The sequence below is a fragment of the Methylobacterium ajmalii genome, from assembly GCF_036448855.1.
GTDB classification, from domain to species: domain Bacteria; phylum Pseudomonadota; class Alphaproteobacteria; order Rhizobiales; family Beijerinckiaceae; genus Methylobacterium; species Methylobacterium ajmalii.
This window is the reverse complement of record NZ_JAZFXT010000068.1, coordinates 57,743-70,860: the sequence shown is the minus strand read 5'-3', so window position 1 is coordinate 70,860 and position 13,118 is coordinate 57,743. Positions and strand designations below refer to the sequence as shown.

Annotated in this window: 13 protein-coding genes; 5 read left to right on the top strand and 8 right to left on the bottom strand. The window is 70.8% G+C overall.

Annotated elements, in window-relative coordinates; translation table 11 throughout:
* The first annotated feature begins 77 nt into the window (after positions 1-77).
* Both V3T34_RS27835 and V3T34_RS27830 read left to right on the top strand, forming a co-directional pair.
* Positions 78-926, top strand: a complete 849-nt coding sequence (locus tag V3T34_RS27835; protein ID WP_060847854.1) for a methyltransferase domain-containing protein — start codon at positions 78-80, stop codon at positions 924-926.
* 11 nt (positions 927-937) lie between these two features.
* Positions 938-1,894 (top strand): alginate O-acetyltransferase AlgX-related protein, encoded by a 957-nt coding sequence (locus tag V3T34_RS27830; RefSeq protein ID WP_305077710.1) that lies wholly within the window; start codon positions 938-940, stop codon positions 1,892-1,894.
* Here the strand turns inward: V3T34_RS27830 and V3T34_RS27825 are convergent.
* From V3T34_RS27825 to V3T34_RS27790, 8 genes are all read right to left on the bottom strand, one after another.
* Positions 1,816-2,751, bottom strand: a complete 936-nt coding sequence (locus V3T34_RS27825) for an aminotransferase class IV (protein WP_305077709.1) — start codon at positions 2,749-2,751, stop codon at positions 1,816-1,818. The genes V3T34_RS27830 and V3T34_RS27825 overlap by 79 nt on opposite strands.
* Positions 2,748-3,680, bottom strand: coding sequence for a DMT family transporter (locus V3T34_RS27820; protein ID WP_091882309.1), 933 nt, complete (start codon positions 3,678-3,680; stop codon positions 2,748-2,750). Before V3T34_RS27820 ends, V3T34_RS27825 begins: the two co-directional genes overlap by 4 nt.
* Positions 3,681-3,759: 79 nt before the next feature.
* A complete protein-coding gene (locus V3T34_RS27815; RefSeq protein ID WP_305077708.1) occupies positions 3,760-4,524 on the bottom strand; it encodes an SDR family NAD(P)-dependent oxidoreductase in 765 nt (254 codons plus the stop codon).
* Positions 4,521-5,171: a cupin domain-containing protein gene (locus V3T34_RS27810; protein WP_305077707.1), complete on the bottom strand. Its 651-nt coding sequence runs from the start codon at positions 5,169-5,171 to the stop codon at positions 4,521-4,523. The genes V3T34_RS27815 and V3T34_RS27810 overlap by 4 nt, the downstream gene beginning before the upstream one ends.
* A gap of 44 nt (positions 5,172-5,215) precedes the next feature.
* Entirely contained in the window at positions 5,216-5,884 is a 669-nt protein-coding gene (locus V3T34_RS27805; protein WP_305077706.1) for a hypothetical protein, read from the bottom strand.
* 476 nt (positions 5,885-6,360) lie between these two features.
* Positions 6,361-7,224 carry a formyltetrahydrofolate deformylase gene (gene purU / locus V3T34_RS27800; protein ID WP_305077705.1) on the bottom strand — a complete coding sequence of 288 codons (864 nt, stop codon included), beginning with the start codon at positions 7,222-7,224 and terminating at the stop codon, positions 6,361-6,363.
* 49 nt (positions 7,225-7,273) lie between these two features.
* Positions 7,274-7,912: a class I SAM-dependent methyltransferase gene (locus V3T34_RS27795; protein WP_305077704.1), complete on the bottom strand. Its 639-nt coding sequence runs from the start codon at positions 7,910-7,912 to the stop codon at positions 7,274-7,276.
* Entirely contained in the window at positions 7,909-9,777 is a 1,869-nt protein-coding gene (locus V3T34_RS27790) for an ABC-F family ATP-binding cassette domain-containing protein (RefSeq protein ID WP_091882327.1), read from the bottom strand. Before V3T34_RS27790 ends, V3T34_RS27795 begins: the two co-directional genes overlap by 4 nt.
* Positions 9,778-9,887: 110 nt before the next feature.
* On the opposite strand from V3T34_RS27790, the gene V3T34_RS27785 reads away from it, so the two are divergent.
* From V3T34_RS27785 to V3T34_RS27775, 3 genes are all read left to right on the top strand, one after another.
* Positions 9,888-11,261, top strand: coding sequence for a nucleotide sugar dehydrogenase (locus V3T34_RS27785; RefSeq protein ID WP_305077703.1), 1,374 nt, complete (start codon positions 9,888-9,890; stop codon positions 11,259-11,261).
* Between the two features lie 132 nt (positions 11,262-11,393).
* Entirely contained in the window at positions 11,394-12,080 is a 687-nt protein-coding gene (locus V3T34_RS27780; protein WP_060847844.1) for a Crp/Fnr family transcriptional regulator, read from the top strand.
* 24 nt (positions 12,081-12,104) lie between these two features.
* Positions 12,105-13,067 (top strand): C45 family autoproteolytic acyltransferase/hydolase, encoded by a 963-nt coding sequence (locus V3T34_RS27775; RefSeq protein WP_305077702.1) that lies wholly within the window; start codon positions 12,105-12,107, stop codon positions 13,065-13,067.
* The last annotated feature ends 51 nt before the right edge of the window (positions 13,068-13,118 follow it).

Here is a 13,118-nt window from a genome sequence, read left to right as displayed (position 1 = left end):
CGGCCGCCGGGGCCCCGCGTTGCCGCAGCGGGACCGCCGTGATACCGGCCCCGCGCACCATCGGCGCCTTGAGGGACATGTCGGACCGCGACCCCGCTGCCGCGGGCCTCTCCGAGGGCCTGCACCTCACGCACACGATCGACCTGCCCGGCCACGGGACGCTCGCGGGCGAGATCGACCTGCGCGAGAATTTCTCGGCCTGCCTCGGCGACGTGCCGCTGCGCGGCCGGCGGGTGCTCGACGCCTGCGCGCTCAGCGGCTTCACCAGCTTCGCCATGGAGGCCCTGGGCGCCGAGGTGGTGTCCTACGACCGGGCCGAGGGCCGGCACTGGGACCTGGTGCCGTTCTGCGACGGCGCTCCGGCCTCCCACCTCGTGCCGCTCCTCGACGAACACCAGGCCCGGATCGCCCGCGCCTACCGCCACTGCCACGCCGCCCTGGGCTCGCGGGCCGAGCGGATCGAGGGCGACCTCTGCGCCGTGCCCGAGGCGATCGGCCCCGTCGACCTCGCGGTTCTGGGGGCGCTGGCGCATGTCCGCGACCCGTTCCGGGCGCTGCACAGCGCGCTGCGCCTCGTCCAGGAGACCGCCGTGGTCACCGGCATGCTGCCGCGCCGGCCGTGGTACGACCCGGGCCGGCTCGTTGACGACGGCTGGCTCGGCGACGCCCGGCACGGGCCGTTCGCGCGCGAGCGGCTGGCGGACCGGCGCGCCGACGCCCCCCTGGCCTTCCTGCCCCGCAGCGGCCAGGGCAACCCGTTCGCGGCCTGGTGGCAGATCCCGCCGCGGACGGTCGTGCGCTGGCTTGAGGTCATCGGCTTCGGCGAGACGCGGATCGCCTATCACCGCCGCCCGCTCGCCGGCCGGATGCGCACGCTCTACGCGGTGGTCGGCCGCCGGACGCAGGCGAACCACGCGGCGATCTGAGAAGGACGGCGATGTTCCATATCGGGCAGGACGGCTGGCTGTTTCTGACCGTCGGCACCAACCGGGCGGCGGACCTCTACGCCGACACCCCGGAGGTCTGGCGCATGCTGCGGGGCTGGCGCCGGCTGCTGCTCGCCCGCGCCGACAAGGCCGCGCGGCTCGACGCCTGCTACCTGCACCTGTCCTCGCCCGAGAAGCTGAGCGTATACGACCACAAGTTCTTCGGTCCGGGCCCGGTCCGGGCCTCGCGCTCGCCGACGCGCCGGCTGGGGCAGTTGCTACGTCTCACGCCCAGGGGGCGCCGGCTGTGGGTCGACGCGCTGACGCCGCTCCGGGCCGGGCGCGACGCGGCCGAGCTGTACTACCGGACCGACACGCACTGGACCTCGCAGGGCACCTTCGTCGCCTACCGGGCGATCTGCGTGGCCTGCGGCGCGACACCGATCGCCGACCTCCTGGAGACGCGGCCGGCCCATGCCGCGACCCGCCGCATGGATCTCGGCGAGAAGCTGCAGTTTCCGGTGACCGAGACCTCGACCTACCGGGCGATCCGCCGCACCGCCTGGGTCGCGGAAGCAGGCCGCCTCTACGGGCTGGCGGAAGCCCACCCGGAGCTCGCGCTCCATACCGGCGTGCGGGTCGGTTTCCGCAACGGTGACCCGGCGGCGGATCAGCGCTCGCTGCTCGTGTTCGGCTCGTCCTATTCGGGCTACGGGGGCCTGGGGCTCACCAGCATGCTCGCCGAGACCTTCCGGCGCGTCGACTTCGTCTGGTCGGCGGAGGTCGACTGGGGCCTCGTCGCAAGGCTGCGCCCGGCGATCCTGCTCACGGAATCGGCCGAGCGCTACATGGCCCGGCTGCCCGACGACGATCGCTTCGACGTCGGGCGCTACGAGGACGAGAAGCTCGCCCGGCTCGCCGCCGAGCATCCGGGGCTCGACATCCTCCCGCGCGTGCGCTCGCGGTAGGCGTCCCGCAGCGGCCCCAGGACACGGCGCAGGTCGCGGGAGCCGAGGTCGTAGCGATGCGCCCCGATGCGCGCCACCGGGACGACCTCGTAGGCCGTGCCCGTTGCGAACGCGCCGTCGAACGCGGCGACCCCGGCGAGCGGCACCTTCGCGATCTCGACCCGGATCGACAGGGCCGAGGCCAGGGCGACGATCTCCTGCCGGGTCAGGCCGTCGAGGGCGGAATCCGCAGGCGGCGTCACGAGGCCGCCATCCCGCACGAAGAAGATGTTGGCGCCGGTCAGCTCGGCCACGTGCTCGCCGTCGGGCGCGCAGACGAGGGCGTCGTCGAAGCCCTCCGCCCGGGCCGCGGCGGCGTTCATCGACCCGATCGCGTAGAGCCCCGACAGCTTGGCCTGGAGCGGCCACATGGTCGGTGCCGGGCGCAGCCAGGGACCGAGGCCGAGCGACAACCCGGCCTCGGCGGCATCGGGATGAGGGCCAGACCACTCCCAGCCCGCCACGGCGAGGTGGCAATCGCCGGAGCGGCCGACGATTCCGAGCGCGTCGGCGCCCCGCCACGCGATGGGCCGGATGTAGGCGTCGCCGAACCGGCACGCTTCGGCATAGGCCTCGATCTCGGCGACGAGCTGATCCACGCCGTAGGGAAGCGCGATACCGACCGTCCGGCACGAATAGGCCAGCCGCTCGCAATGCTCGCGCAGCTTGAACGGCCGCCCGTCATAGACCCGCACCCCCTCGAAGGCGGCAGTCCCGTAATGCAGCCCGTGGCTGAGGACGTGCAGCCTCGCCTCGGGCCAGGCGACGTGGCGCCCATCGAGCCAGATCGCGCCGTCGCGCAGGTGGAGGGGGATCATCGCGAGGCCTGCCGTGAGAGGAGGGAGCGGTCGAACGTCGACATGGCGACGCCGCCGAGCGCCAGGCATCCACCCAGGATCTGCTGCGCCGTGGGCGCGTGGCCGAGGACGAGGGCCGCCAGGGCGACCGCGAAGGGCGGCATCAGGAAGGTGAAGATCCCCGTCCGCGACGCGCCGAGCGCCTTCACGGCCTGATTCCACCACAGATAGGCCAGCAGCGTCGCGAAGATCGCCAGGTAGGCGATCGACAGCCAGAAGGTCGTCGAGGCGTTCGCAAGGTCGACAGGCTCGCCGAGCAGGAACGGCATCGGGAGCAGAAAGACCATCCCGAACCCGAACGACAAGGTGGTCGTCTCGAGCGAGTCCAGCCGGTCCGGGGAGAACTTGGCGGAGACGGCGTAGCAGGAGAACGCGAAGGCGGACAGGACGATCAGGACGTTGGACGACAGGGCGACGGAACCGCCCGCATCGTGCGAGATGACGAGGATCGCCCCCACGAGGCCGAGGCCGAGGCCGAGCCACAGCTTCGCCGGCGGCCGCTCCCCGAGCACGGCTGCGCCCAGGAGGGCGGTGAAGACCGGCTGCGTCGTCGGGATCAGGAGCGCGGCGTTCGCCGCCGTGGAGTGGCGCAGTCCGAGATGCAGCAGGATCGTGTAGGCCGCCACGCCGAAGAACCCCATGGCGGCCAGCACGGCCCAGTCCCGCACCGGAAGATCCCGCAGGCGCGGCCACAGCGGCTCCCGCTGCCTTGCGGAGACAAGGCACAGCGCGACGTAGCACGCCGTCGTGACGACGAACCGCACGGCCGCCGTCGTCGCGGCGGGCTGCTCGTGAAGCGCGATCTCGCTCGCCACGAAGGTTCCCGCCCAGAAGATCTGCACCAGTACCAGCTTGAGAACAATGCTCGTTTTTTTGCCGAGATCCACCATCTTATCGATCCTATGGCAATAACAACGCAATATTACCTAGGGTAATATAAAATTGCCAGGGGATTTTCACAAATCATGTTCATGCCAGCAGGCCGCCATCGACGGATAGGCAGGCGCCGGTGGTGAAGGAGGCTCGCGCCGAGGCGAGGAAGTACACCGCCTCCGCAACCTCTCCGGCCTGCGCCAGGCGGCCGAGGGGATGAAGCCGCTCTCGCCGTCGCCGCCCCTCGACCGCGTCGGGCTCCACGGCCAGCGCGCGGTCGGTCATGGGCGTGTCGACGATGGCCGGCGCGACGGCATTCACGCGGATGCCGGAGGCCGCGAGTTCCGAGGCGAATGCCCTGGTCAGCGACAGCACGGCGGCCTTGGTCGCGCTGTAGACCCCGTCTCCGGGCCAGGTCCGGAACGACGCCACGGAGGCCAGGTTGACGATGCTGCCGCCGCCCGCCCGGACCAGATCCGGCACCGCAGCGCGCGAGCACAGGAACACCGACCGGACGTTCACCGCGAACAGTCTCTCGTAATCCGCGAGGCTGAAGCCGGTCAGCGGGCCGGTGATCTCGATGCCGACGTTGTTGACGAGCGTATCGACGGGGCCGCAGGCCGACGCGATGCAGCCGAAGGCGCGTTGCACGCCGGCCTCGTCGGACACGTCGGCCGCGAATGCATCGGCGCGCCCGCCGAGGGCTTCGATCTCCGCGACGACCGCGGCGGCCGCGCCCTCGTCGATGTCGATGGCGGCGACCCTGGCGCCGCGTCCGGCGAAGCAGAGCGCAGTCGCGCGCCCGATACCGGATCCGGCACCCGTGACGATGACGGTCCGGGGGAGGTCCGGGCGGGTCATGCGCGCTCCCGCTTCGGGCGGAGGTTCCACCGGGGCGGGATGAAGACGTTCAGCGAGGTGGCGTCCCGGCTCTCGTCGTTCCAGCCCGAATGCGGCACGTATTCCGGCGCATGGTAGACCACCTCCGGCCCGAATGGCCGGATCTCCTCGCCGACCTGCATCGTGTAGGTGCCGCTCACGCCGATTCCGATCTGGATGCCGCGATGGGAGTGGAGCGGCATCCTGGCGCCGGGCTGCAGGCTGGAGAGCATGATCTCGAACCACGGGCCGACGAAGAAGCTGACCCCCAGGCCGCCCTTGACCGCGCGCATCTCGGTGAGCGGCAGGGCGACGGCGCCCGGCGGGCTGCGGGTCAGCTGCCCCTCCTCGCCCGGGACCGGCTTGCGCTTGATGTCTACCGTCACGGCCGTCGCTCCGCTCTCGTTGCGCGCTGCATGCGGCGTGCCACCTGGCGCGAAGTAGGCCGTCTCGAGCGCGTGGATGGGATAGTCGCGCCCGTCGACCTCCATGATGAAGCCGCCGCGGAGACACAGGCCGATCTGGTGCTCGTCGTGGACGTGCTGCGGCACGACGGCGCCCGGAGCGACCTCGTTGATCATGACGACGGTCCCGGCCGGATCGTCGAGCGCGTACAGAGACGTGCTCACTCCTGGAAAGGGCTGGATGTTTCGCCACTCGGGAAAGTACACGCTCATGCCTTTCGCCCCCTCTGCGCGAAGACATTCCAAGTCATCTGAATGACGATGCCGGTCGTCGAGTGTTCGAGCCCGAGTTCCTCGATGGTCGCGAGGTTGCACAACGCCATGTCGGCCTCGCGCGTCAGGACGGCCCGCGCCGCGGCGGCGGTGGAACGGCGATGCGCGACGCGGTATCGCGACCCAACCGGCAAGATCCGGGGAATCAGGTCGACCGGGGCGGGATGGCTCGCGATGAGGGGGCCGCTCTCCGGCTGGGCCGACCCGGAGCCGCCGAAGACACCACCCTCGCCACTGCGCCACGCGAGGTGATAGGGCGGCGTGTCGTGACAGAAGCACCCGATCACTTCCAGGCGCGCATCCATGAAGAATGTGTTTGCGCCTGCAAATGCGCTCGGGACGATGATGAGACGGCCACCATCGCGAGCGTCGCCCCGAAGCGCGTCTTGAAAGTCTTCGTGGAGGACGATCGGCATCTCACGGGACATGACCGCAAGAAAATGTTTAGCGGCGATGTGGCTGCTGGTCGATTCCGGTCCCAGCGTGTGCAGGGACTCGAATAATCCCATATCCGTGCCGCCCTTGCGCTGGCTGAACCCGGTTTCGACGGGCTGCCCCCTGAACGACATGCTTGTCGGCAATGATTCCCTTGAATTGTCGTGCATCTCGCCAGAGCTTTCGAGCCAGGACTTGATGCAACCAACGATGTAATATCCATTATTAAGTGTCAACTTTAAATATTGGAAATCTGATTTTCTAAAAATAAGATTATTTATGATTATGTTTTCAGCGCCAGCGCATAATTTATCGATATTCTGCCGCTTTTTTCGCCGACTACGGAGGATATTCGATCGCAATCGGGATCTACCGCTGGGTCATCCGGGATGCTGACGCATCGGTTCGATCTCGGGCAGGCCCGAGATCGACGGAGCCGTCAACCCATCTCGAATGTTCGACACCAAGCCCCGAAGTCCGAGCCATTGGGCTTGGCTAAGGGCTTGGCGAAAATTCGAGAACGGAACCAAAGGTCGTTTTCTTTCGACCGTTGGTATCAGTTGTTCACCGGCTTCGCGGCCCCTGGCGAACGAACCCGTTTCGCGAGCCACGGCGGTAAATACCACCCTGGATAGCGAGTTTCTATTTAGTCGGTGAACACCACGGTCTTGCGGCCGTTGGCGATCACCCGGTCCTCCAGCACGTAGCGCACGGCGCGGGCCAGCACCCGGCGCTCGATGTCCCGGCCCTTGCGCACGAGGTCGTCCGGGGTGTCGCGGTGCGAGATGCGCTCGACGTCCTGCTCGATGATCGGCCCCTCGTCGAGGTCGCCGGTGACGAGGTGGGAGGTGGCGCCGATCAGCTTCACGCCGCGCTCGTGGGCCTGGTGATAGGGCTTCGCGCCCTTGAAGCCGGGCAGGAACGAGTGGTGGATGTTGATGCAGCGGCCCACGAGCTTGTGCGAGAGGTCGTCCGACAGGATCTGCATGTAGCGGGCGAGGACCACGAGCTCGGCGCCGGTCTCCTCGACGAGGCGCCACAGGGCGGCCTCCTGCTGCGGCTTGGTGTCGGCTGAGATCGGCAGGTGGTGGAACGGCACCCCGGCGAGATCCGCCGCGCCGTAGATCTCCCGCGGGTAGTTCGAGACCACGGCGCAGACCTCCATCGGCAGTTCGCCGATGCGCCAGCGGTAGAGGAGGTCGTTGAGGCAATGGTCGAAACGCGAGACGAGCAGCATCACGCGCCGCCGCTCGGCCCGGTCCCGCAGGGTCCAGTCCATGCCGAAGCGCTGGGCCACCGCCTCGAAGCCGGACGCCAGCGCGTCCCGCCCCGGCGCGCCCTGCACGGGGTTGAACACGATCCGCATGAAGAAGCGGGCGGTCTCGACGTCGTCGAATTGCTGCGCGTCGAGGATGTTGCACCCGGCCTCGAACAGGTAGGCCGAGACGCCGGCCACGATCCCCGGGACGTTGGTGCAGGAGAGGGAGAGGACGTAGGAGGGGGTGGTCATGGGTGTCCGGGCCGGAAACGAGAATCGGCCTCCGCCCTAGGCGATCGTCTCAGGCGCGTGAAGCCCCCGGGCCCGCTTCCCTGACGAAAGCGACCCGGTCCCAGGTCACGCCGGGCCGGCCGAGCTGCGCATCCTCGTCCGTCCGGGACAGGACGCACCGCAGGCCATGAACCCGCGCGAGGTCGATCGTCTCGGCCGCCGACACGTCGAACATCCGCCGCCCCTCCGGCACGGGGCCGTGGCGCAGCGACAAGGCCATCACGCCCCCGACCCGCATCAGGGCCACGAGACGCGACATCGCGCGCCGCCGCTCGGCCTCGTCGAGATGCATCCAGACGGCGGTGAGCATCACGACGTCGACGCTGTCGCCGCGTCCGGAGAGGGCGGCGAGGTCCGGCAGGCCGTCATCCACCCAGTCGATCAGCGGGTACGAGTGCAGGGCGACCGCCTGCCGGCGCAATTCGAGCGTGGGCTCGACGGCGGTGACGCGGTAGCCGAGGGCGGCGAAGCCCGCGGCATCCCGCCCGGTCCCGGCGCCGACGTCGAGGACGTGCGCCGGCGGCGCCGGCAGCAGCGGCAGGATCGCCGCGTGGATGTCCGCGAAGGCGATGCTCTCGTATTGCGCGACCAGCCGCTCGGCCTCGGCGGCGTAGCCGGCCGTACCCCGGGGAGCGCTCCCGTCCGTCACGCCTCCGCCTCCAGTTCCCCGCTCACCTCCAGCCACTCCTCCTCGGCGCTGCCGAGAGCCGCGGCGGCCTCGGCCCGCATGCGGGCGAGCTCACCGGCCTTGGCGGCGTCGGTGCGGAAGGCGGTGCCGTCGGCGAGCGCCGTGTCGATCTTGGCGATGGCGGCCGAGAGCTTGGCCATCCTGGCCTCCACCGCCTCGAGCTTGCGGCGCAAGGGCGCGAGCGCCGCCCGGCGCTCGGCGTTGGAGCGGCGCTCCACCGCCTTGGCGCCGCCGGTCGGCTCCTGGGCCTTGGCGGTCTCGGCCTCGGGGCCGGCCAGCACCAGGCGGCGGTAATCGTCCATGTCGCCGTCGAACGGCTTCACGGTGCCGTTGCGCACCAGCCACAGCCGGTCGGCGCAGGCCTCGACCAGGAAGCGGTCGTGGCTCACCAGGATGACGGCGCCCTCGTAGTCGTTGATCGCCTCGACCAGCGCCTGGCGGCTCTCGATGTCGAGGTGGTTGGTCGGCTCGTCGAGGATCAGGAGGTGGGGGCCGTGGAAGGCGGCGAGCCCCATCAACAGCCGCGCCTTCTCGCCGCCGGAGAGCTGCGAGACCGGGGTGTCGGCCTTGTGGCCGGGAAAACCGAGGCGCGCCGCCGCGGCACGCGCCTTCGCCTCCGGCACGTCCGGCATCAGGTCGCGGACATGGGCGTAGGCGCTCTCGGCCGGGCGCAATTCGTCGAGCTGGTGCTGGGCGAAGTAGGCGACGTTCATCTTGCCCCAGCGCCGCACCTCGCCCGAGAGCGGATCGAGCCGGCCGCCGATGAGCTTGCAGAAGGTCGACTTGCCGTTGCCGTTGGCCCCGAGCAGGGCCACCCGGTCGTCGGGGGCGAGGGTGAGGTTGAGGCCCGTCAGCACCGTGCGGTCGGGATAGCCGGCCTGGACCCGCTCCATCGCGACCAGCGGCGGGGACAGGGCGCGCTCCGGGCTCGGCAGGTGGATCACCGGCACGTCGTCCTCGATGAGCGCCGCGATCGGCTCCATCTTGGCGAGCCGCTTCATCCGCGACTGGGCCTGGCGCGCCTTGGTGGCCTTGGCCTTGAAGCGGTCGACGAAGCTCTGGAGGTGGGCGCGCTCGGCCTCCTGCTTCACCCGCGCCTTCGCTTGCAGCATGCGCTTCTCGGCGAGCTGGCGGGCGAAGGAGGTGTAGCCGCCGCGATAGAGCGTGAGCTTGCCGCGATCGAGGTGGAGGATATGGTCGACGGAGGTGTCGAGGAGGTCGCGGTCGTGGCTGATGATCACCGCGGTGCGCGGATAGCGCTCGAGGTAGTCGTAGAGCCAGAGCGTGCCCTCGATGTCGAGGTAGTTGGTCGGCTCGTCGAGGAGCAGGAGGTCGGGCTCGGAGAACAGCACCGCGGCGAGCGCCACCCGCATCCGCCAGCCGCCGGAGAAGTCGGAGCAGGGCCGGGCTTGCGCCTCCGCGTCGAAGCCGAGGCCGTGCAGGATCGCGGCGGCCCGCGCCGGGGCCGAATGGGCGTCGATGTCGACGAGCCGGGTCTCGATCTCGGCCCGGCGCAACCCGTCGGCGGTCTCGGCCTCCGCCATGAGGCGCGTGCGCTCGGTATCGGCGGCGAGCACCACCGCGTGCAGGGTCTCGGGGCCGGCCGGGGCCTCCTGCGCCACGCCGCCGATCCGCGTGCCCTTCGGCAGGCCGATCGAGCCGCCCTCGGTCGGGATCTCGCCCTGGATGATGCGGAACAGGGTGGTCTTGCCGGCGCCGTTGCGCCCGACGATCCCGACCCGCGCCCGCTCGGGCAGGGCGAAGCTGGCTTGGTCGAGGATCAGGCGGTCGCCGATCCGGTAGGTGAGGTCGTTCACGCGGAGCATGGCGGCGTTGTGGGGGCGGCGCGACCGGGTGGCAAGGGGCAGACCGGTGAGGGGCCCCGTGTTGACAGCGCCGCCCCGCGCACCGTGTAAGCGGAGCCATGAGAGCCGACATGACCGCCGAGCCCGGATCCGCGATGACGCTCCCCTCCGAGACGACGTCCCCCGCCGGGACCCTCGGCCGGCTCCTCGCCGAGCGCCGGGCCCTGATCGGCATCGTCGGGCTCGGCTATGTCGGGCTGCCGCTGGCGCTCGCCGCCCTCCGGGCCGGCTTCTCCGTGCTCGGCTTCGACGTCGATCCCGGCCGCGTCGCGGCGCTGAACCGGGGCGAGGGGGCGTTCCACCATATCCCGGGCGACGCGCTCGGCCCGGCGCTGGCCGCCGGCACCTTCGCGGCCACCAGCGACATGGCGCGTTTGTCCGAGCCCGACGCGGTGCTGATCTGCGTGCCGACGCCGCTCACCCGCCACCGCGAGCCGGACCTGTCCTACGTCGAGGCCACCGCCCGGGCCATCGCCGCGCGCTTGCGGCCCGGCCAGCTCGTGGTGCTTGAATCGACCACCTATCCGGGCACCACCGAGGAGGTGATGCGGCCGATCCTCGAGACGGGGGGCCTGCGCTCCGGCCACGACTTCTTCCTCGCCTACTCGCCGGAGCGCGAGGACCCGGGCAACGACCAATTCGACACCGCCCGCATCCCCAAGGTGGTGGGGGCCGACGACGATGCCGCGCGCACACTCGCGGAGGCGCTCTACGGTGCGCTGGTGGTGCGCACGGTGCCGGTCTCCTCGGCGGCGGCGGCGGAGGCCGTGAAGCTCACGGAGAACATCTTCCGCTCAGTCAACATCGCCCTCGTGAACGAATTGAAGCTTGTCTACGACGCGATGGGCATCGATGTCTGGGAGGTGATCCAGGCCGCCGCCACGAAGCCCTTCGGCTTCATGCCGTTCCAGCCCGGACCGGGCCTGGGCGGCCACTGCATCCCGATCGACCCGTTCTACCTCGCCTGGAAGGCGCGGGAATTCGACGTGCCGGCCCGGTTCGTGGAGCTGGCCGGCGAGGTCAACACGCGGATGCCCTACCACGTGGTCGAGCGGCTGGCGGCGGCCGTCGACCGCACCGGGCGCGCCTTCTCGGGCGCGAGCGTGCTGGTCCTGGGCCTCGCCTACAAGCGCAACGTCGAGGATACCCGCGAGAGCCCGGCGCTGAAGCTCATCCGGCTGATCGAGGGGCGCGGCGCGGTCGCGCTCTACCACGACCCCCTGGTGCCGGTGCTGCCCGCGACCCGCGAGCACCCGGAGCTCGCCGGGCGGGCCTCGCAGCCCCTGACGCCCGAGACCCTGCGGGCCGTCGACGCGGTGCTGATCGCCACCGACCACGACGGCGTCGATTACGGGCTGGTGGCGCGCGAAGCCCGCCTCGTCGTCGACACCCGCAACGTCATGGCGCGCCATGGTCTTACAGGTGCGACGATCGTGAAGGCGTAATCCCGGGAAAAGCCCCGGCTTTATCGGCACATGACCCCGGTGCGAGCCCCCGCGCCCTGGCGAGCGCGGCCGCGCCGGGCTAAGAACGCGGGAGCAACACCCGCGACGCCTCCGCGGGGTCGAGGGCATGTGATGGGTCGGCTCGCAGGGTTTCCGTTCTTCAAGGACGCGGGCGTCGACCTGACCTCCTACGAATCGCGCTGCATCTGGCGGCGGTTCGACGCCAACGAGATCCTGGTCGATTTCGACGACGCCTCGACCGACGTCTACCTGCTCGCCTCCGGCGAGGTGCGGATCCTCAACCGGACGCAGTCCGGCAAGGAGGTGATCCTGGGCGAGATGCGGGCCGGCGAGTTCTTCGGCGAGCTCGCCGCCATCGACGGGGTCAGCCGCTCGGCCAACGTCACGGCGCTGACCCGCGGCGAGCTCTGCGTGGTGCCGGCCGCGGTCTTCCGCGAGATCGTCTTCGCGGCGCCGCCGATCGCCGACAAGCTGCTGCGGCTGCTGGCCAAGCGCGTGCGGATGCTCAACGCCCGGCTGATGGAGCACGCGGTCCTCGACCTGCGCCACCGCCTCTACGCCGAATTGCTGCGCCTCTCGGCGCCCCGGCCCGGCACCGAGGGCGAGCGGGCGGTGAGCCCGCCGCCCTACCACCACGTGCTCGCCGCCCGCATCGGCTGCCGCCGCGAGCAGGTGACGCGGGAATTCACCGTGATGGCCCAGGAAGGTCTCGTCGACCGGACCCGCGGCGCGCTGATCCTGCGCCGGCCCGACATCCTGGAGGCGCGGGTGGCGGAGGCGCTGCGGGAGGATTCCTGACGCGCGCCCTTCACAAGACCGTCCATGCATAAGACCTTCACGGCCCACCGCGAGGACCGCCCCGGCGCGGCGTGGCTCGCGCGCTTCCGGGCCGGGCGGGACGAGGCCGCGCGGTGGTATCTCGGCGACACAGCCGCCCCGCTCCCGCCGGAGGCCTGCCGCGCCGCCCTCGTCCGGCACATGCCCGAGCTCGTCCCGCATTACGATGCGGCCTGCGGGCTCGTCGGCGACGACGACCTCGCCCACAGCATCCTCAGCCATTACCGCCCCGCCGCCCACCGGCAGGGCTGCAGCCAGGCGGTGTGGCTCGGCGAGGACGGGCCGGCCCTGGTGCGCAACTACGACTACCCGCTGACCTCGATCACCGGCCGGATCGAGCGCACCGCTTGGTCGGGCCGGCAGGTGATCGGGATGGGGCAGCGCCCCTGGGGCGGCTGCCTCGACGGGATGAACGACGACGGGCTCGTCGTCAGTTGCACCCTCGGCGGCATCGCCCGGCGCGGGGAGGGCTTCGCCATCATCCTGATCCTGCGCTACCTCCTGGAGACCTGCGGCTCGGTGGCCGAGGCGACCGAGGCGTCGCGCGGCCTGCCGCCGACGCAGCTCCACAACGTCACGCTCCTCGACCGCACCGGCGACCACGCCACACTCTTCCTCGGGCCGCGGCGCGAGGCGGCGGTGACGCGCCAGCGCACCTGCACCAACCACCAGGAGCGGGCCTCGCCCGCCTCGCGCTCGGCCCTGCGCCAGGGGGTGCTGGACGAGGCGCTGGCCGACCCCTCGACCACGCTCGCCGGCCTGACCGCGCGGTTCTTCGATCCGCCGCTCTACTCGCGCAAGGCGGCCTTCACCACCGCCTACACGGCGGTCTACCGGCCGGCCGAGGGGCGCGTGGACTACCTCTGGCCCGGCCATCGCTGGAGCCAGAGCTTTTCCCGGTTCGAAGAGGGGTCCTACACGCACGATTACGGCGAGCTGGAGCCGTAGCGGCGGACCCGCGCGGACGGGATCGGGGACCGGACGTTCCGGCGGATCGGG